The sequence below is a fragment of the Streptomyces hoynatensis genome, from assembly GCF_003626535.1.
Taxonomy (GTDB): Bacteria; Actinomycetota; Actinomycetes; order Streptomycetales; family Streptomycetaceae; genus Streptomyces; species Streptomyces hoynatensis.
Window position 1 is genome coordinate 41,048 of sequence record NZ_RBAL01000012.1, and the last position, 21,008, is coordinate 62,055.

General features: G+C 74.3%; 19 protein-coding genes. 12 read left to right on the forward strand and 7 right to left on the reverse strand.

All coding sequences use genetic code 11. The features are described 5' to 3' along the window. From D7294_RS20055 to D7294_RS20065, 3 genes are all read right to left on the reverse strand, one after another. The gene (locus D7294_RS20055; protein ID WP_120681971.1) at window positions 1-444 is read right to left on the reverse strand and encodes a helix-turn-helix transcriptional regulator; all 444 of its coding nucleotides are present in this window, start codon (window positions 442-444) and stop codon (window positions 1-3) included. 132 nt (window positions 445-576) lie between these two features. Beyond that, complete coding sequence (locus D7294_RS20060; protein WP_120681743.1) at window positions 577-2,106, reverse strand: apiosidase-like domain-containing protein; 1,530 nt, start codon at window positions 2,104-2,106, stop codon at window positions 577-579. Window positions 2,107-2,284: 178 nt separating this feature from the next. Further along, window positions 2,285-3,304: a sugar phosphate isomerase/epimerase family protein gene (locus D7294_RS20065; protein WP_120681745.1), complete on the reverse strand. Its 1,020-nt coding sequence runs from the start codon at window positions 3,302-3,304 to the stop codon at window positions 2,285-2,287. A gap of 252 nt (window positions 3,305-3,556) precedes the next feature. Between D7294_RS20065 and D7294_RS20070 the strand changes: the two genes are divergently transcribed. From D7294_RS20070 to D7294_RS20085, 4 genes are read left to right on the forward strand one after another with little or no spacing between them, the layout of a single operon-like run. Further along, the gene (locus D7294_RS20070; protein ID WP_241562508.1) at window positions 3,557-4,468 is read left to right on the forward strand and encodes a transketolase; all 912 of its coding nucleotides are present in this window, start codon (window positions 3,557-3,559) and stop codon (window positions 4,466-4,468) included. Then, the gene (locus D7294_RS20075) at window positions 4,465-5,433 is read left to right on the forward strand and encodes a transketolase family protein (RefSeq protein WP_174248394.1); all 969 of its coding nucleotides are present in this window, start codon (window positions 4,465-4,467) and stop codon (window positions 5,431-5,433) included. Before D7294_RS20070 ends, D7294_RS20075 begins: the two co-directional genes overlap by 4 nt. Before the next feature lie 2 nt (window positions 5,434-5,435). Beyond that, window positions 5,436-6,962: an FGGY family carbohydrate kinase gene (locus D7294_RS20080; protein WP_120681751.1), complete on the forward strand. Its 1,527-nt coding sequence runs from the start codon at window positions 5,436-5,438 to the stop codon at window positions 6,960-6,962. A gap of 44 nt (window positions 6,963-7,006) precedes the next feature. Further along, window positions 7,007-7,996 (forward strand): sugar-binding transcriptional regulator, encoded by a 990-nt coding sequence (locus tag D7294_RS20085; protein WP_120681973.1) that lies wholly within the window; start codon window positions 7,007-7,009, stop codon window positions 7,994-7,996. 40 nt (window positions 7,997-8,036) lie between these two features. Here the strand turns inward: D7294_RS20085 and D7294_RS20090 are convergent, their stop codons facing one another. After that, window positions 8,037-9,200 carry a M6 family metalloprotease domain-containing protein gene (locus D7294_RS20090; RefSeq protein WP_120681975.1) on the reverse strand — a complete coding sequence of 388 codons (1,164 nt, stop codon included), beginning with the start codon at window positions 9,198-9,200 and terminating at the stop codon, window positions 8,037-8,039. 604 nt (window positions 9,201-9,804) lie between these two features. On the opposite strand from D7294_RS20090, the gene D7294_RS20095 reads away from it, so the two are divergent. After that, complete coding sequence (locus D7294_RS20095) at window positions 9,805-11,577, forward strand: putative bifunctional diguanylate cyclase/phosphodiesterase (RefSeq protein WP_120681753.1); 1,773 nt, start codon at window positions 9,805-9,807, stop codon at window positions 11,575-11,577. 101 nt (window positions 11,578-11,678) lie between these two features. Next, window positions 11,679-12,098, forward strand: a complete 420-nt coding sequence (locus D7294_RS20100; protein WP_120681755.1) for a site-specific integrase — start codon at window positions 11,679-11,681, stop codon at window positions 12,096-12,098. Between the two features lie 224 nt (window positions 12,099-12,322). Here the strand turns inward: D7294_RS20100 and D7294_RS20105 are convergent, their stop codons facing one another. Both D7294_RS20105 and D7294_RS20110 read right to left on the reverse strand, forming a co-directional pair. Next, window positions 12,323-13,129 (reverse strand): maleate cis-trans isomerase family protein, encoded by an 807-nt coding sequence (locus D7294_RS20105; RefSeq protein WP_120681757.1) that lies wholly within the window; start codon window positions 13,127-13,129, stop codon window positions 12,323-12,325. Beyond that, a complete protein-coding gene (locus D7294_RS20110) occupies window positions 13,126-14,103 on the reverse strand; it encodes a maleate cis-trans isomerase family protein (protein WP_158674663.1) in 978 nt (325 codons plus the stop codon). The genes D7294_RS20105 and D7294_RS20110 overlap by 4 nt, the downstream gene beginning before the upstream one ends. A gap of 452 nt (window positions 14,104-14,555) precedes the next feature. Between D7294_RS20110 and D7294_RS20115 the strand changes: the two genes are divergently transcribed. Both D7294_RS20115 and D7294_RS20120 read left to right on the forward strand, forming a co-directional pair. Beyond that, entirely contained in the window at window positions 14,556-15,515 is a 960-nt protein-coding gene (locus D7294_RS20115; RefSeq protein WP_120681759.1) for a D-2-hydroxyacid dehydrogenase, read from the forward strand. Between the two features lie 136 nt (window positions 15,516-15,651). Continuing rightward, the gene (locus tag D7294_RS20120; protein WP_120681761.1) at window positions 15,652-17,091 is read left to right on the forward strand and encodes an amidase; all 1,440 of its coding nucleotides are present in this window, start codon (window positions 15,652-15,654) and stop codon (window positions 17,089-17,091) included. On the opposite strand, the gene D7294_RS20125 is transcribed toward D7294_RS20120, so the two are convergent. Beyond that, window positions 17,072-17,626, reverse strand: coding sequence for a DUF3830 family protein (locus tag D7294_RS20125; RefSeq protein ID WP_120681763.1), 555 nt, complete (start codon window positions 17,624-17,626; stop codon window positions 17,072-17,074). The genes D7294_RS20120 and D7294_RS20125 overlap by 20 nt on opposite strands. A 113-nt stretch (window positions 17,627-17,739) precedes the next feature. Between D7294_RS20125 and ehuB the strand changes: the two genes are divergently transcribed. From ehuB to ehuA, 4 genes are read left to right on the forward strand one after another with little or no spacing between them, the layout of a single operon-like run. After that, window positions 17,740-18,681 carry an ectoine/hydroxyectoine ABC transporter substrate-binding protein EhuB gene (gene ehuB, locus D7294_RS20130; protein WP_120681765.1) on the forward strand — a complete coding sequence of 314 codons (942 nt, stop codon included), beginning with the start codon at window positions 17,740-17,742 and terminating at the stop codon, window positions 18,679-18,681. Then, the gene (ehuC, locus tag D7294_RS20135) at window positions 18,678-19,409 is read left to right on the forward strand and encodes an ectoine/hydroxyectoine ABC transporter permease subunit EhuC (RefSeq protein ID WP_120681767.1); all 732 of its coding nucleotides are present in this window, start codon (window positions 18,678-18,680) and stop codon (window positions 19,407-19,409) included. The genes ehuB and ehuC overlap by 4 nt, the downstream gene beginning before the upstream one ends. Further along, window positions 19,406-20,059, forward strand: coding sequence for an ectoine/hydroxyectoine ABC transporter permease subunit EhuD (gene ehuD, locus D7294_RS20140; protein ID WP_120681769.1), 654 nt, complete (start codon window positions 19,406-19,408; stop codon window positions 20,057-20,059). The genes ehuC and ehuD overlap by 4 nt, the downstream gene beginning before the upstream one ends. Next, a complete protein-coding gene (gene ehuA / locus D7294_RS20145; protein ID WP_120681771.1) occupies window positions 20,043-20,852 on the forward strand; it encodes an ectoine/hydroxyectoine ABC transporter ATP-binding protein EhuA in 810 nt (269 codons plus the stop codon). Before ehuD ends, ehuA begins: the two co-directional genes overlap by 17 nt. Window positions 20,853-21,008: the final 156 nt, after the last annotated feature.

Sequence of the window (21,008 nt, forward strand, 5' to 3'; positions counted from 1 at the left end):
CTAGCCGGGGGCCGGGACCTGGGCTTCTCGATTCCTGACCGGTCTCGTCACCTGTTTCGTGATGCACGAGGGCGGCTCCGCGGCGCCGCTCGCGGCCCGGCGCCGGTAGACGCTGGGCGGCACGCCGACCAGCTCGGTGAAGCGCGTGCTGAAGGTGCCGAGCGAGGCGCAGCCGACCGCGAAGCACACCTCGGTGACGCTGAGGTCGCCCCGCCGCAGCAGCGCCATCGCCCGTTCGATGCGCCGCGTCATGAGGTACGCGTAGGGCGACTCGCCGTAGGCGAGCCGGAACTGGCGGCTGAGGTGCCCGGCCGACATGTTCACGCCGCGGGCGAGCGCCTCGACGTCCAGCGGCTGCGCGTACTCCCGGTCGATCCGGTCGCGGACCCGGCGCAGCCTGGCGAGATCGCGCAGGCGCTGCTCACTGGCGGGTTTGCTGTTCACCCAGGTGATCGTGCCATCCCCCACTGACACCGCCCAGGGTCCTTGGGCCCCTTTCCCTCCCCCGCCCTGCTCCCCGCCTGACCGGTTCTCCCGCCCGGCGGGTGTGCTCGCCGCCCGGCTCCCCCGGGCCGCTCAGCCGGGGAGGGGGGTGATGCGGAGGGCCTGCCAGGGCTCGGCGGGGAGGGGGACGGCGCGGCCCGCGCGGTCCACGGCCAGCCTGCCGGTGCGCAGCGTGGCGGTGAACGGGCCGGGGATCTCGGTGATCCGCATGTGCCAGGTGTCGAGGACCTCCACCCGGAAGCGGGCGCCCTCGGCCACCTCGTGGCGGCCGGGGTTCACCGGCAGCCGGAAGGGCCAGGAATCCGGGGCGCGGTCGCCGAGGTAGACCAGGTAGTGGCCGCCGGGTGCGTAGGCGGTGTCCGGCGTCCGGTCGTCGTGGCCGATCTGTTCGAGGCCGGCGGGCAGGGCCTCAAGGACCTCGCGGAGGAAGGCGAGCCGGGGCGGGCTCTCGCCGCGCAGCACGCCACCCTTGGACCACCACAGCAGGTCCTCGGGGTGCCGGTAGGTCTCGCCGTGGCCGACGTAGGTGCCGGCCACGGTGCCCTGCCAGAAGCGGTGGACGAGTTCGCGGGCGGTGATGCGGCCCCAGGGCTGGTCGATGTCGCCCTCGTACCTGACCTCGTCGAACACCACGGGCTTGCCGTAGGCCTCGCGCAGCACGGCCGCCCCGCCCCAGCCGGCCACCGCCCGGCCGCTCTGCACGCTGGCGTGGGTGATCCAGGGGCGGTTGTGGTCGTAGAAGGCGTGGCAGTTGTGGATCGACCTGAGGTGGCCGTACGGGTCGAGGTCGCGCAGCAGGCGGCCGAGCCGCTCCCAGTCGGCCCGGCTCTTGGCGGCGAGGAGGTCGTACTCGTTGGCGAGGGACCACCAGACGTTGCGGTAGGGGGCGAGCCGGGCGACGACGTAGCGCAGGTAGTGCTCGTCGGCCTCCGCGCCCATGGCGTCGAAGCCCCAGTGGCCGCGGTCGTAGGGGTGGAAGAGGATGAGGTCGGCCTCGATGCCGAGGTCCCGCAGCGCGGCCACCCGCCGCTCCAGGTCGCGGAAGAAGGCGGGGTCGAAGCGGTCGAGGTCGAAGCCGGCCTGGCGCGAGCCGGCGAAGGGGTAGCGCTCCGGGTCGTTGCGGTTGTACGCGTAGTGCTTGGGGAAGACGCACATCCGCAGCTTGTTGAACGGCGCGCCGGCGAGGGTGGCCAGGGTCTGCGCGGCGAGGGCGTCGCCCTGGTGGGTCCAGGCGTAGCAGGTGGTGCCGAGTTGCCAGTAGGGGGTGCCGTCCGCGTAGGCGAAGTGGTGGGTGTCGCGGACGCGCACCGGCCCGTGGTTGTCGCCCGAGGCCGGCTCGCAGGTGAAGGAGCCCCGCCTGGCGTCGAGTCCCGGGTCGTTGCTGCGGGTCTCCCACCGCCAGGTGCCCGGCAGGTGCGGCATGAAGCGGAGCAGGTAGCGGCCCTCCCCGTCGTAGCAGCCGGTGGTCTCGACGGCCGCGGCGCTCTGCCCGGCCCCGGCCTCGTGGCGGAAGCGGGCGGTGAGGTGGACCTCGCGGAAGGGGTTGCCGTGCGCCGGGCCGTCCAACGCGGCCTCGTACAGGTCCCATTGCTCGACCGGCATGGGTGCGTGCCTCCTGGCGGGCGGGCGGTGGTGGGCCGACCCGGTGGTGGGCCGACCCGGTGGTGGGCCGACCCGGTGGCGGGCCGACCCGGTGGCGGGACGCCCGGTGGTGGGTGGCCCGGCTCGCGGGGGCGGGCCGCGCGCCCGCGAGCCGGGCCCGTCGGGGGGGCCGGCCTGCTCAGCCGAACAGGGCGGTGCGGACGAGGCGCTGGGCCGCCATCGCGTCGTGGCGTTCCTGGGCCGCGCGCAGTTCGTCCAGCGGCAGCCTGGCGGCGCGTTCCTCCAGGGCCCGCAGCGTGGCGACGCTCTCCCGGACGGCGTCCGCCGGGTCCTCGCGGTAGGGGAAGAGGTCGAGCTTGACCGGGTGCCGCCAGCCGATGGAGCGCACGACGTGCAGGAACTCCAGGGTCTCCACCAGGTGCAGGGCGCCCGCGGTCAGGTCGTCGTCCCACTCTCGGTAGTTGTCGTCGATCTCCACGTCGACCAGCCGGCCCATGGAGTGGGCGAGGCTGAGGGCCTCGGCCGGGTTCTCCTTGGCGAACAGGGAGTGGCCGAAGTCCACCACGAGGCCGACGTTGTCCACGCCCATCTGCTCGATGGCCAGCAGGCTGGCCGCCGCGGTGGACCAGAACAGCCGGTTGCGCGGCTCCTTCAGCTTGTACTCGATGGCGAAGGTGGTGTCGGGGTGGGCGCGGGCGATGTCGCGGATCGACTCCACGGCGTGCCGGCGCAGGGTCGGGTAGTCGACCTGGAAGGGGTAGTCGTACCCGTCCTGCCCCGGCCAGAACTTGACGTAGCGCGCGCCGAGTTCGTGGGCCACCTCGACGGACTCGTGGGCCAGCGCGACGGCGGCGTTCCTGGTCTCCTCCCGGGCGCCGGTGAAGGAGCCGCTGCGGAAGCGGCGGTCGTAGATGACCGGGGTGATGTTCGTGGCCACCAGGCCGTGGGCGGCCAGGGTCTCCTTGACCTCGGCGACCGAGACGCCCTCGTCGAAGGGGTAGTTGAGGTCGAGCCCCGACAGCTCGCCTGAGGCCGCGGCGAGTTCGATGGTGCGCAGCGTCGGGATCTCGGGGCCGTAGCCGTCGGTCGCGTACCGGTCGATGATGCGCCCGAAGCTCCACATGCCCCCGGCGAAGGAGCGCGGGGCCTCCCCGGCGGGCGGGGCCGGCGCGGACGACGGCGCTTCGGGAAGCGACATCAACCCTCCTGCATATTTATTCGAGCAAACGGTGGGTATGCGGGAGAACCTAGGTTTGCCCGAGGGGGCGCGTCAAGGGTGCTGCACGAGGTTCCGCGCCGTGCCTCCGGCCCGTCGGCGCCGCCGGAAATTCGCCCTATACGCCAAGGATTTATGGGTCGTTGCGGCGCCGGGCCGGGGCCGGTCGCCGTCCGGCCGCACGGCTTGACTGGGCCGGGGGCGTACTCCACCATCTGGCTACATAGAAATTACTTGCGTGAATGGATATTCACCATGCTGACCGCCGATCCACCGGCCGCGGCCCGCTACCGCGCGCTGCGGCAGGAAGTGCGCGCGGGGCACGCGGAGCGGGCTCGTGAGACGCTGCGGAAGATGTCCGCCGAGATCCGCCTGAAGATCGTGGAGATGATCGCCGGGGCCCGGATGGGTCACCTCGGCGGCGACCTGTCGGTGACCGACATCCTGGTGACCCTCTACGGCGGCGTGCTCGACCTCGACCCCGAGCGGCCCGAGGCACCGGGCCGGGACCGGCTGATCCTCAGCAAGGGGCACAGCGCCGCCGCCCTCTACGCCACGCTGGCGCGCTGCGGCTACTTCCCCGGCGCCGAGCTGGGGACCTTCCTGGCCCCGCTCTCCCCGCTGGGCGGCCACCCCGACCGGCGCAAGGTGCCCGGCGTGGAGAGCAACACCGGGCCGCTGGGGCACGGGCTGCCCGTCGGCGTGGGCTGCGCGCTGGCCGCGCGGCTGCGCGGCGCGCCCTGGCGGACCTTCGTGGTCCTCGGCGACGGGGAGTTGCAGGAGGGCAGCAACTGGGAGGCGGCCATGGCCGCGGGCCACCACCGGCTGACCTCGCTGACGGCCGTCGTCGACCGCAACCGGCTCCAGCAGGGCGCCCGCACCGAGGAGACCAACGCGCTCGAACCGCTGGCCGCCAAGTGGGAGGCGTTCGGCTGGGAGGTGCGGCGCGCCGACGGGCACGACCACGCGGCGCTGCTCGGCGCCTTCGCCCCGGCCGCCGCGGGCCGCCCGGTCGTGGTGCTCGCCGACACCGTCAAGGGCAAGGGGCTCTCCTTCGCCGAGGACCGGGCCGAGTGGCACCACAAGGTCCCCGACGCGGGGCAGGTCGCGCTGGCCCGCGCGGAACTGAAGGAGGCGACGCGGTGAACGGCCCCACGCTCCACGACTGCAGGCAGGTCTTCGCCGAGGAACTGGCGGCGCTGGCCCGCGAGGACCCGCGGGTGGTCGCCGTCTGCAACGACTCGGTCGGCTCGGGCAACCTGACGGCCTTCCGCGAGGAGTTCCCCGACCGGCTGATCAACGTGGGCATCGCCGAGCAGAACATGGTGGGCGTCGGCGCGGGGCTGGCCAACGGCGGCATGGTGCCCTTCGTCTCGGGCGCCGGCCCCTTCCTGACCGGCCGCGCCCTGGAGCAGATCAAGGCCGACGTCGCCTACAGCCGCCGCAAGGTCGTGCTGTGCGGGCACAGCCCGGGACTGGCCTACGGGCAGCTGGGCCCCACCCACCACTCGGTGGAGGACCTGTCCTGGCTGCGGGCCGTCGCCGACCTCACCGTCGTGGTGCCCACCGACCGGGAGCAGACCCGGGCCGCCGTCCGCTGGGCGTACGCCGCCGAGGGCCCCAGCTACCTGCGCATCCCCCGCTTCACGGTCCCCGACGTGGTGCCCGCCGGCTCGCCCTTCGCGCCGGGCGCCGCGCTGACGCTGCGCGAGGGCGTGGACCTGACGATCCTCGCGATCGGCTCCCTGGTGCCGCGCGCCCTGGCCGCCGCCGGGGAGCTGGCCGCCGAGGGCATCTCCGCCCGGGTGCTGAACACCCCCTTCGTGCACCCGCTGGACGAGGCGGCCGTGCTGCGGGCCGCGGCCGAGACCGGGGCCCTGGTGGTCGCGGAGGAGGCCACCCTCAGCGGGGGCCTGGGCGCGGCCGTCGCCGCCCTCACCGGGCAGCGCCACCCGGTGCCGCTGCGGCTGCTCGGCGTCTCCGGCTTCGCGCCCACCGGCGATCCCGCCTTCCTGCTCGACCACTTCGGGCTCGGCGTCGAGGACGTCAAGCGCGCGGCCCGCGAGGTGCTGGCGATGGCCGCCGCACGCACCCCGGCCCCGGCGGTGTGAGCATGGCAGCCGCCGCCCCGCTGCTGCTCGCCCTCGACCAGGGCACCTCGGCCACCAAGGCGGTGCTGCTCGACGCGGCCACCCGCGAGCCGGTGGCCGCCGCTTCGGCGCCGCTGGCCGCCGCGCACCCGCGGCCCGGCTGGGTGGAGCAGTCGGCCGAGGAGGTGTGGCAGAGCGTGTGCGCGGCCGTCCGCGACTGCCTGGCGGGGCACGACCCCCGCCGGGTGGCCGGGCTCGGCCTGTCCACCCAGCGGGAGTCGATGCTGCTGTGGGAACGCGCCACCGGCCGTCCGCTCGGCCCGCTGCTCGGCTGGCAGGACCGGCGCACGGCGCGGGCCTGCGCGGACCTGCTGCGCGAGGGCGCCCAGGAGCTGGTGCGCGCCCGCACCGGGCTGCCGCTCGACCCGATGTTCAGCGCCCTCAAGGCCCAGTGGCTGCTCGACGCCCACGACCCGGGGCGGCACCGGGCCCGCCGCGGCGAGCTGTGCCTGGGCACCGTGGACAGCTGGCTGCTGTGGCGGCTCGGCGGCGGGGCGGCACACGTGATCGAGGCGGGGAACGCCTCCCGCACCCAGCTGTTCCGCCTGCGCCCGGGGGACTGGGACGAGGAGCTGCTCGGCCTGTTCCGGGTGCCGCGGGCCGCGCTGCCCCGGGTGCTGCCCTCCACCGGCCCCTTCCCCGCCGTGCGGGGGCTGCCGCCGCTGCCGGACGGCACGCCGGTGGCGGCCGTGCTCGGCGACTCGCACGCGGCGCTCTTCGGGCACGGCGCCTTCGCCCCCGGCGCCGTCAAGGCCACCTACGGCACCGGCTCCTCCGTCATGGGCCTGGCCGGCGCCCCGGCGGGCGAGGGGGCGGGGGCCGGCGGGGAACTGTGCCTGACCCTGGCCTGGCACGACGCGGCCGCCGGGGAGGAGCCCGCCTACGCCCTGGAGGGCAACATCCGCTCCTCGGGCGCCACCCTGCGCTGGCTGGCCGGGGTGCTCGGCCTCAGCGAGGCCGAACTCGCCGAGCGCGCCGCGCCCGACGCCGAGGGCGTGCACCTGGTCCCGGCCTTCGGGGGACTTGCCGCACCCTGGTGGGACAGCGCGGCCACCGGGCTGCTCAGCGGCCTGACCCTGGGCACCGGCGTGCCCCAACTCGCCCGGGCCGCACTGGAGTCGATCGCCTTCCAGGTGGCAGACGTGGTCGCCGCCGTGGACCGGGCGGCCGGGCGGGTGGAGGTGATCCTGGCCGACGGCGGCGCCTCGGCCAACTCCGCGCTGATGCAGTTGCAAGCGGACCTCTCGGGCCGCGCCGTGCGCCGCCCCGCGGACGCCGGTCTCTCGGCGCGGGGCGCGGCCCATCTGGCGGGCTGCGCCCTCGGGCTGTTCGGCCGCGCCGAGCTGGCCGCGGCGCGGGACGCCCCCGGCTCCGCGGCCGGCTTCGCGCCCCGGCTGCCCGCGGCCGAGCGGGAGCGGCGGCTGCGCGACTGGCACGGGGCGGTGGCCCGCGCCCGGGGCGGCGCGCCGGGCCGGGAACGGGCGCCGTGAGCGGGCAGGCCCACGCCCCCCTCGGCTCCCGTAGGGTGCGGGACGTGTCCGAGCGTCCCGAGATTCCCGGCAACATCTCCGTCGCGAAACTGCGGCAGATCGTGCGCGTGGCGCGCATGTACCACGAGCGCGGGCTGCGGCAGACCCGGATAGCCGAGCTGCTCGGCCTCAACCAGGCGGGCGTCTCGCGCCTCCTGCGCACGGCGGCCGAACTCGGCGTGGTCCGCACCGTCATCGTGGCGCCGCCCGGCATCCACAGCGAGCTGGAGGACGCGGTGGCGGAGCGGTACGGGCTGACCGACGTGGTCCTCCTGGACGGGGACGACCTGCTGGACGACCCGCCCAGCCTCACCCGGGCGCTGGGCAGCACGGCGGCCGGCTACCTGGAGACCGCCTTCCGGCCGGGCGACCGGATCGGCATCTCCACCTGGAGCGAGACGCTGCTGGCCGCCGTGGACGCCATGCTGCCGCTCAGGCGGCAGGTCGCGGGCACCGTGGTGCAGCTGATGGGCGGCGTCGGCGACGCCCGCAGCCAGGTGCAGGCCACGCGGCTGACCGCGCGCCTGGCCGAACTGACCGGCTCCGCCGCCCTGTTCGTGCGCGCGCCCGGGCTCGTCGGCTCGGCCGAGGCCCGCCTCTCGCTGCTGCGCGACCCCTCGGTCCTCGACGTCGGCCTGGCCTGGCAGCGGCTGACCGCCGTGCTGGTGGGCATCGGCAGCCTGGAGCCCTCCCCGCTGCTGCTGCGCAGCGGGAACGCGGTGGCGGAGGAGGAGCTGGCCAGGCTGCGGGCGCTGGGCGCGGTCGGCGACATCTGCCAGCGCTTCTTCGACGCCATGGGGGTGCACGTGGACGCCGGGCTCGGCGAGCGCACCGTCGGCATTCCCGTGGACCAGCTGCGGACCGTGCCCCGGCGCATCGCGGTGGCCGGCGGCCCCGGCAAGTACCAGGCCATCCGCGGTGCGCTGCGCGGCCGTTGGCTCACGGCCCTGGTGACGGACACCGGCACGGCCAGGCGCCTGGTCGACGAGCCCTGACCTGCGGCCGCGCGGGGCGGGCCGCGCGCGGGGGCACCGCTCAGCCGGGGTTGACGATCTTGAGGTCCCAGCCGCCGGTTGCGGTGCGCTCGCCGACCTCGAAGCGGACCCCGCTGGCGGGGTCGAGGTAGCTCTCCCCGGCGCCCAGCGGGGCGTCGGCGAGCCGCGGGTGCACCGAGGCGGTGCGGCAGGCGCCGGTGCCCGGGTGGCCGTCGAGCACCTCGACGGGCCCGGCCGCCGAGGGCACGTCGCTGCGCACCCGGTACAGCAGCACGCCCTGGGTGCAGGTGGTGGCGTCGTTGCCCGCCGAGGTGCGGGCCTCGGCGACCAGCGCCTCGGCCGGGCCGGTGCGGACCACGGCCAGCCTGGTGTCGGCCGCGGGGCCGGCCTCCTCCAGCGGGGCGGCCAGCGGCTGGAGGGTGTGCAGGCTGGTGCCGGGGCCGCGGACGCAGTCGACGTGCCCGGCGTCCAGCCAGCCGAGCCGCCACTTGTGCCAGCCGAAGGGCTCGGGCGAGAGGCCGAACTGGCTGCCCATCAGGTCCCAGTCCCCCACATGGGTGTCCCAGTCGCCCAGGCCGTCCGCGGGGCGCCGGTAGAGGTCGGGCAGGTCGAACACGTGCCCCGTCTCGTGGGCCAGCACATTGCGGTCGGGCGGCCGATGTTCGAAGACGGTCACCACCCGCCGGATCTTCGCCGTCCCGACGGTCAAGGGCCGCTCGAAGTTGACCACTTTGGTCGCGTCCGAGTCCACGCCCGGGGCGTCGGGGTCGGCCACCAGGTAGACGATGTCGAAGTCCGCGAGGTCGACCCGGGCGGAGACGGCGTCGAGGGCATCGTGCAGGTAGGCCGAGCGCCGGTCGGGGTCCCAGTCGCGCCGTATCGCGTAGGAGGTGGAGTCGGCGGGCATCGTGACCCACCGCGGCACCACCTTGGTCCGCAGCTCGAAGCGGCCGTAGGAGGCCCGGCGGAAGAAGTCGGCGGTGGCGGGGAAGTAGTCGCCCGCGATGTCCTCCGGGTCCGCGCGGGGCGCCGCGTCGGGGAAGGAGAGGAAGAGCATGACGGCCCGCAGCGAGCCGATCGGGCGCGGGTAGCTGCCGTTCCAGCCGTCCACGCCCTCCGAGTGGTGGCTGCCGGAACGCGGGAGGCTGCACAGCTGCTCCGCGACGGCTCCGGTGCCGGGCCCGGCCGCGAACGCGGTGCCCATCAGGGCGGCCAGCACGGTGAGCACCGCCGCCGGGCGTCGGCAGGAGCGGCGCACATCGACCTCCCCTCTCCTCCGGGAGGGAACTCGCCGGGAGGGAACTCACGCGACGGCCGGGGGGACCGGCCGCCCGCCGGAAGGACCCCGGAAGGGCCCCGGAAGACCCCGGAAGGGCCCCGGAAGACCCCGGAAGGGCCCCGGAAGGGCCCGAGAGGCGCCGGGCGCCCCGGAGATCACCGTCACCACTTTCGCTTGCGTTGCCCACTTTGTTCTGATTTGCCGCCGCATGCCCTGTTGCGGTAGGCCGGGCGAGTCACCGGCGCGACGATGACCCTACGTAAGCATCGGTCGGGTTCGATCGAGAGCAGATCGAGAGGAGAACGAGGCCGAACAGAAATGATCGGCTGGGCCTGGATCAGCCGCGCGCCGCTCGAAAGTCTGTCGCAAGCACAGATTTCAGAGATGGAGACAGGCCCGCAAGGCACTGGCTACGGTTCGGCTCCAGCCTCTATGATCGCCACATTTCCAGCGCGGATGCGCCCGCGGCGGCCGGGAAGAACCCGACAGGGGGCATCCACAGGCGACCCATGCCCTCCGGGAGCGAGCGGTGAACGGACCCCCACAAGGACCGGGCCAAGACCCGGGAGGCGGACTCGGCACGACTCCCCCCACCCTCACGGACGGTAACCTTCTCGCCGACTACCGGGCCGCGTTCCGCATCGCCCAGCTCCCGATGGCACTCGTGGGCAGGTCGGGCCAGATCCTCGCCGCCAACCCCGCCCTCGGCCTCCTGCTGGGCGTGGCCCCCGCGGACCTCGCCGGGCGCCGCGCCGACGCCCTCACCGGCCTCGGCCTCGACGGCCGCACCCGCGGCTCCTACCACGCGGTGCTGCGCGGCCGCAGCGACCGCATGCGCTGCACCCGCCGCCTCAAGCACGCCGACGGCCACACGCTCTGGGCCGAGGTCACCGTCCTGCCCACCGGCCAGGAGGGCGCCGGGCCCGGCGAGTCCGCGGCGCTGCTGACCGTCCACGACATCAGCGAACAGCGGGACCTCCAGGAGCAGTTGCGCCACATCCAGATGCACGACCCGGTGACGCGGCTGCCCAACAGGGCTCTCTTCTTCGAGCGGCTCACCAGCGCGCTCACGGACTCGGCGACCGGCCGGATCGGCCTGTGCTACCTCGACCTCGACGGATTCAAGGCGATCAACGACACCCTCGGCCACCGGGTCGGCGACCAGCTGCTCGGGGCCGCCGCCCAGCGGCTCACCCACTGCGCGAGCGGCGCGGGCGGCCACCTGGTGGCGCGGCTGGGCGGGGACGAGTTCGCCGTGCTCGTCGAGGGCGCCACCGGCACCGAGCAACTCACCTGCCTGGCCGAGAAGATGCTCACCGCGCTCCAGCGCCCCTTCGACCTGGCGGGCCAGCGCCTGGCCGTCTCCGCGAGCATCGGCGTCGTCGAGCGCGAGTCGGCAGGCACCACGGCGACCGGGCTGATGCAGGCCGCCGACACCACGCTCTACTGGGCCAAGGAGGACGGCAAGGCCCGCTGGACCCTGTTCGACCCCGAGCGCAACGCCAGCCGCGTGACCCGCCAGTCCCTGACCTCCACGCTGCGGCGCGCCGTGGACCGCGGCGAGTTCCGCCTGGAGTACCAGCCGATCGTCGGGCTCGCCGACGACATCGTGCGCGGCGCGGAGGCCCTGGTGCGCTGGCAGCACCCGGAGTTCGGCCGGCTCGGCCCGGACAAGTTCATCGGCCTCGCCGAGGAGAACGGCGCGATCGTGCCGCTGGGCCGCTGGGTGCTGAACGAGGCCTGCCGCCAGGCGCGGCGCTGGCAGCTGAACCAGCCGGGCCCGCCGCTGTTCGTCAGCGTCAATGTGGCGGTGCGGCAGGTGTGGGACTCGGACCTGGTCAGCGACGTGGCCACCGCGCTCGACGCCTCGGGGCTGCCCTCGGGGCTGCTCCAGCTCGAACTGACGGAGTCGGCCGTGATGGGCTCGGCCGGGCGGCCGTTGCAGGCCCTGCAGGCGCTGTCCGACATGGGCGTGCGGATCGCGATCGACGACTTCGGCACCGGCTACTCCAACCTCGCCTACCTCAGCAGGCTGCCGGTGCGCGCGCTGAAGCTGGACGGAACGTTCGTGCGGGGCTTCAGGACGGCGCGCCACCTCAACCCGGCCGACGAGACCATCGTCACCTCGCTCGTCCAGCTCGCCCACAAGCTCGGCCTCACCGTCACCGCCGAGTGCGTGGAGGGCCCGGCCCAGGCCGAGCGGCTGCGCCGGATCGGCTGCGACACCGGCCAGGGCTGGCACTACGCGCGCCCCATGCCGGCCGATCACCTCGCCGAGCTGCTGTCCGCCTCCCGCGGCTGAACCCGCCGCGCGGCGCCCCGCGCCCGGCCCGCCCGCCGGCCCCTGGCAGACCCTCGCCAAGGTCTGTACGCGTCAAGAACCGCGGAGCATACTGCCGGGGCATGACGATCACGGCTGAAAGCATCTCCGCCGACCGCTTCGAGGCCCTGCTGGCCGACGCCTCCATCCCCGTCGTGCACCGGGCGCTGTGGCTGATGCTGTGGGAGACCGACGTCCGCGTCCTCGACCTGCTGGCGCTTGAGGTGCCGGACGTGGACCTGACCGCCCGGCGGATAAGACCCGGCACCGCCGAGGGGGCGGCGGACCTCGGCGAACGGGCCACCGCGCTGCTGGCCGAGCTGGTCGGCGCCCGCACCTCGGGACCGCTGTTCGCCGTCGGCAGCCCCGCCCTGCGGGCGCTGCCCTGGGAACAGACCGTGCGCGTGGCCGAGGAGCACGGGATCGCGGCGCACGCCTTCCGCGCCAGCGGCCGCAGCCACCGGCGCGCCGAGGGCGGGGACGCCGCCCCCGCCCCGGCCTGAGCGGCGGCCGTCGCCCGGGGCCGAGGGACGGCACACGCCCCGGCGGCAACGGGCAGGGTGCGGGGGCCGCGCGGCGGCGGGGGAACCAGGCGGCAGGGCGCACGGCCGGACCCGGGCGCGCCCCGCCGCGGCGGGCGAGGGCGGGACGCGGCGGGGGCGGACGCGGCGGGCACGGGCGGGCGGGGGCGCGCGGCCGGCCCGGGGCGCCCGGCGCGCGGGGAAAATCAGGCCCGTGCGGGGGCGCGGGAGAACAGCGAGCCGAGGGCCGGGCAGGGCGGCACCGGCTGCCCCAGCAGCCGCAGCCCCTCCCAGGCGGTGACCTGGTTCGCCGTCAGCACCGGCTTGCCCAGCGCCTCCTCCAGCTCCGGCACCCAGGCCGCGGTGTGCAGCGCGGTGTCGGGCAGCAGCACCGCCTCCGCCGCCGGGTCGTCCCCCGCGAGGGCGAGGGCGCGCACCTCCGCGCGCCCCCAGGTGCCGACCTCGGCCGCGGTGATGATGCCGCTGCCGCGCATCGCCACCACCTCGCTGCCCGCCGCCCGCAGGAAGCCGGCGAACAGGCCCGCGACGTCCTCCGGGTAGGTGGCGGCCACCGCCACCCTGCGGACCCCGATCTCCCGCACCGCGTGGGCGAAGGCGAAGGAGGTGCTCGACGCGGGCAGCCCGGCCGCCTCGGACAGCCGCCGCACCTGCTCGGCCGCCCCCTCGTGGCCGTAGACGAAGCTCGCGCTGGTGCAGGCCCAGACCACCGCGGCCACCTCCCGCGCGAGCAGTTCGCCGAGCACGGCCACCAGCCGGTCCACCGAGCCCATCTCCCGGAGCGCGTCCACCCGGTGCGCGTCGGTGCCGATGTCGGTGTGCACCAGCGGCAGCCCGACCCCGGCCCCCGCCTCGTTCAGCAGCTTCTCCATGCGCGGGAAGTCGTCCTCGGCCGAGTGGCCCGGGTAGAGGAAGCCGACCCGGGCGGCGGCGGGCGCCGCCGGGCCTGCGCCCCGGGCGACGGCGGGCGACGGGTTCGCCGTGGTGCCGGTCATCGTTCCTCCTCGGGAAGGGCCGTCTCGGCCGCCTCGGCCAGGACCGGCCCCGGCTGCAACTCGGGCACCGCCTCCTGGACCGCCTCGGGCAGTGTCTCGGGGACTGTCCCGGGGACCGTCTCCGGCATCGGGGCCACGGGCACGACCGGCACCTCGGCCGTCAGCGAGACCACGGGGGTGTCCGGCGGCAGCGCGGGAGCGGGCAGGGCGGCCGGCGGCAGCGCCGCGGGGCCGCGTCTGGCCGCCGGGTCGAGCAGCGCCTGGTAGGGCCCGACGGCCTCCTTGCCGATCGAGCGCAGCGCCGCCCACATGGTGACCTGGTTCGCGGAGATCACCGGCATCCGCAACTCGGCCTCAAGCTGCGGGATCACGTCGTAGGTCGGCAGGTTGGTGCAGCTGATGAACAGCGCCTCGGGGCCGTCCGCGACGGCCGCCCTGGCCATGTCCACCACGTCCCGGTAGGGGACCCGCCAGATCTCCCGGGTGAGGCCGAGGTAGCTGCGGCCGCAGACCTGCACGCCCGCCTCCCGCAGGTACTCCTCCAGCGCATCGGTCACGGACCTCGTGTAGGGCGTCACCACGGCGATGCGGCGCGCCCCCAGTTCGCGCAGGGCGTCCAGCAGCGCCCCGGAGGTGGTCAGCGCGACCGTGCCGCCCGCCCGGCTCATCGCCGCGCTCATCGCGCGCTCGCCGGCCACCCCGCTGACGAAGCTGCCCGAGGTGCAGGCGTAGGCCACCACCTCGGGACTGACCGCGCACAGCGCGCCGACCGCCTCGCGCAGCGTCTCGTGCTCGCTGACCATCCGCGCCAGGTCCAGGCTCACCTCGACGGGCACGAACGGGGTTCTCGTCAGGTGCAGCGACACGTCGTCGGGCACCCAGCGCCACAGCTCGCGGTCGAGGGCGAAGTCGAAGGGGGCGACGACGCCGACACCGCGCTGCGGAGCCGGGCCGCCGAGGAAGGAGACATCCATGGTGGACCCCATTCACAAGACGGAGGGGGGCCGGTGGGGCGCCGTCGGGGCCCCGGCCTGCGATGCGGGAACTCGTGGGTCACTGCCGGCACGGCCGAGAGACGCCGGAAACATCCGGCGCACCGGACACACCGGAAACGCTCGAAACACCGGAAACGCTCGAAACACCGAACACGCTGGACACGCCGAACACGTTGGGCACGCTGAAAACAACCGAACACGCCGTGCAGGTCCCCGGGGCGTGCCCGGGAGCCCGCGACTCCCCAAGACCTCCGAAGGCCCCGGGACTTGTCCCCAACGTTGCGGGAAAAGCCCCCGGAGCCGCAGGAAGACCCGGGAAAACCACGGGAAGAGCAGATGCCTTCGTTGACGAAGGTAGGGGCCGTTCCTACCGTGGTCAATCCTTGACCCAGGCCAGGAAAACGGCCTCGCGTTTCGAAACGGTTCCCGCCATGTCAGAACCTCGCGTCCTCGTCCTCGACGCCGATCCCCCGCCGCGCCTCGCCCGGCTGGCCGGGCGCGCCCGCGTCCTGCACTGCGACGAGGACTCCCTGGCCCGCCACCTGCCGTGGGCGGACGTGCTGCTGGTCTGGGACTTCACCTCGGACGCGGTGCGGCACGCCTGGCCGGGTCCCGGGCCCCGCCCCCGCTGGGTGCACACGGCAAGCGCCGGGGTCGACCGGCTGCTCTTCCCCGAACTGCTCGACTCGCCGACCGTGATCACCAATGCCAGGGGCGTCTTCGACGGGCCGATCGCGGAGTACGTGGCCGGCCTGATCCTCGCCATGGCCAAGGATCTGCCCGGCAGTTGGGAGTGGCAGCGGCGCCGGACCTGGCGGCACCGCGAGACGGTGCGGGTCTCGGGCAGCAGGGCCGTCGTCGTGGGCTCGGGGCCGATCGGCCGCCGGATCGGCGTCACGCTCGGCGCGCTCGGCATCGAGGTGGCGCTCGTGGGGCGGCGCGAGCGGCGCGACGACCCGGAGTTCGGGCGGGTGCACCCGAGCGCCGCGCTGCACGAACTGCTCGGCGACGCGGACTGGGTGGTGTGCGCGGCGCCGCTCACCCCGCAGACCACCGGGATGTTCGACGCCGCGGCCTTCGCCCGGATGCGCCCCACGGCGCGTTTCCTCAACGTGGGGCGCGGGCCGCACGTCGTGGAGGAGGACCTGCTCGCCGCGCTGCGCGCGGGGCGGCCGGCCGGCGCGGCGCTCGACGTCTTCGCGCGGGAGCCGCTGCCGCCCGACTCCCCCCTGTGGGACGCGCCGGGGCTGCTGATCTCCCCGCACATGAGCGGCGACACCCACGGCTGGCGCGCGGACCTCGACCGGCAGTTCCAGGACAACTTCGACCGCTGGCAGGCGGGCGAGCCGCTGTTCAACGTGGTCGACAAGCGGCTCGGCTACGTCCCCTGACCCGCGCGCCGCGCCCGGGGGAGCCGGCCGCCCGGCCGACCGGGCGGCACGGCCGGCGGCCCCGCGGCAGGGCGGCACCCGGTGGGAGGACGGCGGGGCCCAGGCAGGACACAGGAATCGGGACACCGGAGGAAGCATGACGGAGCTCACCGCACTGACCGCCGCCGAGCTGACCGCGGGCTACGCCGCGGGGGAGTTCTCCCCGGTGGAGGCCGCCACCGCCGCCCTGGAGCGGGCCGAGGAGGCCCAACAGGCGGTCAACGCCTTCGTGTTCCTCGACCGCGAGGAGGCGCTGCGCCGGGCGCGCGAGGCCGGGGAACGCTGGCGGCGCGGGGCGCCGGCCGGCCCGGTGGACGGCGTGCCGGTGACCGTCAAGGACATCCTGCTGCTGCGCGGGCACCCCACCAGGCGCGGCTCGGCGGCCGTGCCCGCGCCGGGGCCGGACGCGGAGGACGCGCCCGCGGTCGCCAGGCTGCGGGAGGCGGGCGCGGTGTTCCTCGGCAAGACCACGACCCCCGAGTACGGCTGGAAGGGCGTCACCGACTCCCCCGCGTTCGGCTCCACCGGCAACCCCTACGACCCGACCCGCACCGCGGGCGGTTCGAGCGGCGGCAGCGCGGCGGCGGTGGCGCTGGGGGCCGGGCCGCTGAGCCTGGGCACCGACGGCGGCGGCTCGGTGCGCATCCCGGCCGCCTTCTGCGGGATCTTCGCCCTCAAGCCGACCTACGGCCGGGTGCCGCTCTACCCGGCGAGCGCCTTCGGCACCCTGGCTCACGTCGGCCCCATGACCAGGGACGCGGCGGACGCGGCGCTGCTGCTCGACGTGATCGCCCGCCCCGACTCCCGCGACTGGTCCCAGCTGGCGCCGCGGCCGGGGAGCTTCCGCGACGCGCTTGCCGGGGGCGCGGCGGGGCTGCGCGGCCTGCGGGTGGCGTACGCGCCCGCGCCCGGCGGGGCGAAGGTGCAGGGGGCGGTGGCCGCGGCGGTGCGGACCGCGGTCGCGCGCATGGCGGAGCTCGGGGCCCTGGTGGAGGAGGCGGAGCCGCCGCTGGGCCCGCCGGAGACGCTGCGGGAGGCGTTCCACGTCCTGTGGTTCAGCGGGGCGGCCCGGGTCACCCAGCACTTCGACGCGGCGCAGCGCGCCGCCCTCGACCCGGGGCTGCGGGAGATCTGCGCGGCCGGCGCCCGGTACGGGGCGCTCGACTACCTGGCGGCCGTCGACGTGCGGATGGCGGCCGGGCGGGCGATGGGCGCCTTCCACGAGCGCTACGACCTGCTGGTGACGCCGACGATGCCGCTGACCGCCTTCGGCCGGGGCGTCGAGGTGCCGGAGGGCTCGGGCCTCGGCAGGTGGACGGAGTGGACGCCGTTCACCTACCCGTTCAACATGACGCAGCAGCCCGCCGCGTCCCTGCCCTGCGGGGTGGACGCGGCCGGGCTGCCGATCGGGCTGCAGCTGGTGGGGGCGCGGCACGCGGACGCCACGGTGCTCGCGGCGGCCCACGCGCTCTACGCGGCGGGCGCCGTGGGGGCGCCGGTGACGCCCGCGCCCCGGCTCAGGCGCGGCGGAAGCTGAGCGTCTCGCCGAGCGCCCCCGCCCGCCACAGGTCCTGGCAGGCGTCGGCCATCCGCTCCAGCCCTTCCACCACCGTGCCCCAGACGATGCCGGGCACCCAGCCGGCGTCGCCGTTGATCAGCAGGTTGTTGCGCTCGTAGAACAGCGCGAGGTCGACGACGGTGTTCCGGCCGCGGTGGGAGGCGTCCTGCTCGTAGCCGTAGGAGGCGGTGGCCAGCTGCGTGTCGCTGAAGGTGAAATAGCACAGGTCGCCCGGAATGGGGGTGATGGTGGGGTTTTCCAGCGGCGGCTCCTGGGGGGCGAACGGCGCCACGAGCGCGTAGATCTCGTTGCGCGCGTACTTGGCGTGATAGACGTCACCACCCAGGGGCAGCGCGTTCCACACCGCCTCGCAGGTGACGGGCGCCCGGTCGAACAGGAGCCTGGCGGTGCAACTCACCTCCCGCTTGTCGAGCGACACGGTGATGAACCTCTCCGTGGCCGCCGCCTGGGCCCGGCGGCCGGTCCCCGTCTCGGCGGGCTGGTCTGCTGACATGCCGGTCTCCTCACTGCTCACGTGTGGTGCGGATCACCGTGGGGCATGGTCGCACCGCCCGGGCCGGAAACATCAGCCGCATACATCGGGAAAGTCTGGGTAGCCGCGCCGCCATGGCTCCACCAGAGGGATTCACTCATGGACATCCGGGATCAACCGGAACACATACGAAGACGCACCGCGGAAGATCCGGCGGGCTCAATCGGCGTGCGCTCCTCGGCGGCTTCGCGGCACTCGGCGTCCTGGGCGCCGCGGGGTGCAGCAGAATCGCCTCGGCGGGCACCGTCGAGGGCGGCAGCCTGCTGGATCGGCTGCGCGACAAGGGCAGCGCGAAAATCGGCATCGCCAGCGAGCCGCCCTTCGGTTACATCGACGACGACGGCGAGCCGACGGGCGAGGCACCCGAGCTCGCCAAGGTGATTTTCCGCAAACTCGGCGTCGATCATGTGACGCCCGTCCCGGTGGATTTCAGCGCGCTGATTCCGGGGCTCCAGGCGCAGCAGTTCGACGTGGTATCGGCCGGCATGTACATCAATGCGACCCGGTGTGAGCAGGTGCTCTTCGCCGATCCCGAATACATCATGCTCGACTCGTTCATCGTGCCCGCAGGCAACCCGCACCACCTCACCGGCTACGAGGACATCGCCGAGCAGGGCCTGACCCTGGCCACCGGCGAGGCCTACGCCGAGATCGCCTACGCCGAGGCCGCGGGCGTGCAGAACATCCTGATCCTGCCCGACCAGGTGGCCGGACTCGACGCCGTGTCGCAGGGCCGCGCGGACGCGTTCGCCGGCACCAATGTCACCGTGACGGGCGTGGTCGAGGGGAATTCCCGGGTGGAGGCGATCGAGCCGTTCCAGCCGATGGTCGACGGAGAGCCCGCCTACGGCGCGGGCGGCTTCGCCTTCCGCAGATCGGAGAAGAACCTGCGGGACGCTTTCAACGTGGAGCTGCACAAACTGAAGGAGAGCGGGGAACTGCTCGACATCATGGCGCCCTTCGGCTTCACCGAGGCGGAGATGACGGACTTCACCGCCGAGGAGCTGTGCCGATGATGACCGAGGGGATGTTCACCAACTACTTCCTGCCCGGCATCTGGATCACGATTCAGGTCACCCTTTACAGCGCGGCCCTCGGCCTTGTCGTGGCCTTCGCCATCGGCCGGCTGCGCGCCTCCCGGCTGTGGATCGTGCGCTTCCTCGCGGGCTGCTATTTCGAGATCTTCCGCGGGCTTTCCGCCCTGATCCTGATGTTCTGGCTGGTTTTCGCGCTGCCGGTGATGTTCCGCTGGCAGCTGGTTCCCCTGTGGGCCGCGGTGCTCGCCCTCGGCCTCACCTACGGCGCCTACGGCTCCGAGGTGGTGCGCGGCGCCCTGGCCGCCGTGCCGGCCGCCCAGCGCGAGGCGGGGATCGCGCTCGGCTTCACCCGGTTCCAGCGGCTGCGGCGCATCGAGCTGCCCCAGGCCTGGCCCGAGATGCTGCCGCCCTTCAACAACCTGCTGATAGAGCTGCTCAAGGGCAGCGCCCTGGTGTCGACCGTGACCGTCGCGGACATGACGTTCGCCGGCAACCTGGTCCGGCTCGGCAGCAACGAGAGCGCGCCCATCTACACGCTGCTCCTCGTCCTCTACTTCGTCATGGCCTTCCTGCTCACCCGCGGCATGCGGCTGCTGGAGCGGCGCGCCAAGGCGAACGTCGGCCAGGGGCGCCTGCGGGCGAGCCTCGCGCCGCGCGAGGAGGCCGGTGAGGGCCACGGGGCGCTGACCGCGGGAGGTGCCCGATGAACTGGGACTGGAGCGTCGTCGACGAGTTCATGCCGAGGTTCTGGGACGGCGTGGGCGTCACGCTGCGCGCCCTGCTGTTCGGCAGCCTGATCGCCTTCGCCCTCGGCCTGGTGTGGGCGATGGCCCAGCGCTCCGGCCACCGCTGGGTGCGCTGGCCGGTGAACGCGGTCACGGAGTTCATCCGCGACACCCCGCTGCTGGTGCAGCTGTTCTTCCTGTACTACGTGCTCCCCGAGTGGGGCCCCTCGATGTCGGCGCTGACCACCGGCATCGTCGGCCTCGGGCTGCACTACTCCACCTACACCGCCGAGGTGTACCGGGCCGGGATCGGCGGTGTCCCGGCCGGGCAGTGGGAGGCGGCGACCGCGCTGAGCCTGCCGCGCTCGCGCACCTGGATCGCCGTGATCCTGCCGCAGGCCATCCGCCGCGTGGTCCCCGCCCTGGGGAACTACGTGATCTCGATGCTGAAGGACTCCCCGATGATCGCGGTCATCGGCGCGCTCGACATGTTCGGCCAGGCCGAGGGCTACAGCAACGAGACCTTCACCGCCGAGGCGTACACGGTGGTCGGCATCGCCTTCCTCGTCATCGCCTACCCCGCCTCTCTGCTGATCAGATACCTGGAGCGCCGCCTTGCCCTCACCCGCTGAATTCGCCAAGTCCACCTCCCGCGCCAACGGGTCCGAGCTGGTCCGCTTCGAGAAGGTCACGAAGCGGTACGGCGACGTGACCGTGCTCGACGAGCTCGACTTCTCGGTGTCCACCGGGAAGCACGTCACCCTCATCGGCCCCTCGGGCTCGGGAAAGACCACCATCCTCCGGCTGCTGATGACGCTGGTGCGCCCCGACGAGGGCACCATCCGCGTCGACGGCGACTACCTCACCCACGAGGAGCGCGGCGGCAGGCTGATCAAGGCGGGCGAGAAGCACGTCCGCGAGGTCCGCAAGAAGATCGGCATGGTCTTCCAGCAGTTCAACCTCTTCCCCAACATGCGGGTGCTGCGCAACGTCATGGAGGCGCCGGTCCACGTGCTCGGCCTGCCCAAGGACGAGGCGGAGCAGCGGGCCAGGGAGCTGATCGAGCTGGTCGGGCTCACCGAGCACCTCGACAAGTACCCCACCCAGCTGTCCGGCGGCCAGCAGCAGCGCGTCGCCATAGCCAGGGCGCTGGCCATGCGGCCGCAGGTGCTGCTGCTGGACGAGGTCACCTCCGCCCTCGACCCCGAGCTGGTGCAGGGCGTCCTCGACGTGCTGCGGGACATCGCGCACAGCACGGACATCACGATGCTCGTCGTCACCCACGAGATGAGCTTCGCCCGCGACATCTCGGACGCGGTGCTGATGTTCGACAAGGGGAAGATCGTCGAGTCCGGGCCGCCGGACAAGATCTTCAGCGAGCCCGAGCACCAGCGCACCCGCGACTTCCTGAGCACGGTCCTGTGAGGGGCCGGCGCACGGGGAGCGCGGCCGCGGCCTGAACCGGAGGGACGGGGCGTGAGGTGACCCGGCGGGGACGGGGCGCGAGGTGACGTGGAAGGGGCGCGCGCCGAGAGCGCCTGGCGCGTTGCGACGAACGGGGCCAACCGCGGGACCGCCGGG

Excerpts from the sequence above, each read along its gene's own strand:
- D7294_RS20060 (WP_120681743.1), bottom strand. The coding sequence starts at position 2,106 with ATGCCGGTCGAGCAATGGGACCTGTACGAGGCCGCGTTGGACGGCCCG.
- D7294_RS20065 (WP_120681745.1), bottom strand. The coding sequence starts at position 3,304 with ATGTCGCTTCCCGAAGCGCCGTCGTCCGCGCCGGCCCCGCCCGCCGGG.
- D7294_RS20080 (WP_120681751.1), top strand. The coding sequence starts at position 5,436 with ATGGCAGCCGCCGCCCCGCTGCTGCTCGCCCTCGACCAGGGCACCTCG.
- D7294_RS20090 (WP_120681975.1), bottom strand. The coding sequence starts at position 9,200 with ATGGGCACCGCGTTCGCGGCCGGGCCCGGCACCGGAGCCGTCGCGGAG.
- D7294_RS20100 (WP_120681755.1), top strand. The coding sequence starts at position 11,679 with ATGACGATCACGGCTGAAAGCATCTCCGCCGACCGCTTCGAGGCCCTG.
- D7294_RS20105 (WP_120681757.1), bottom strand. The coding sequence starts at position 13,129 with ATGACCGGCACCACGGCGAACCCGTCGCCCGCCGTCGCCCGGGGCGCA.
- D7294_RS20110 (WP_158674663.1), bottom strand. The coding sequence starts at position 14,103 with ATGGATGTCTCCTTCCTCGGCGGCCCGGCTCCGCAGCGCGGTGTCGGC.
- D7294_RS20115 (WP_120681759.1), top strand. The coding sequence starts at position 14,556 with ATGTCAGAACCTCGCGTCCTCGTCCTCGACGCCGATCCCCCGCCGCGC.
- D7294_RS20120 (WP_120681761.1), top strand. The coding sequence starts at position 15,652 with ATGACGGAGCTCACCGCACTGACCGCCGCCGAGCTGACCGCGGGCTAC.
- D7294_RS20125 (WP_120681763.1), bottom strand. The coding sequence starts at position 17,626 with ATGTCAGCAGACCAGCCCGCCGAGACGGGGACCGGCCGCCGGGCCCAG.
- ehuB (WP_120681765.1), top strand. The coding sequence starts at position 17,740 with ATGGCTCCACCAGAGGGATTCACTCATGGACATCCGGGATCAACCGGA.
- ehuC (WP_120681767.1), top strand. The coding sequence starts at position 18,678 with ATGATGACCGAGGGGATGTTCACCAACTACTTCCTGCCCGGCATCTGG.
- ehuD (WP_120681769.1), top strand. The coding sequence starts at position 19,406 with ATGAACTGGGACTGGAGCGTCGTCGACGAGTTCATGCCGAGGTTCTGG.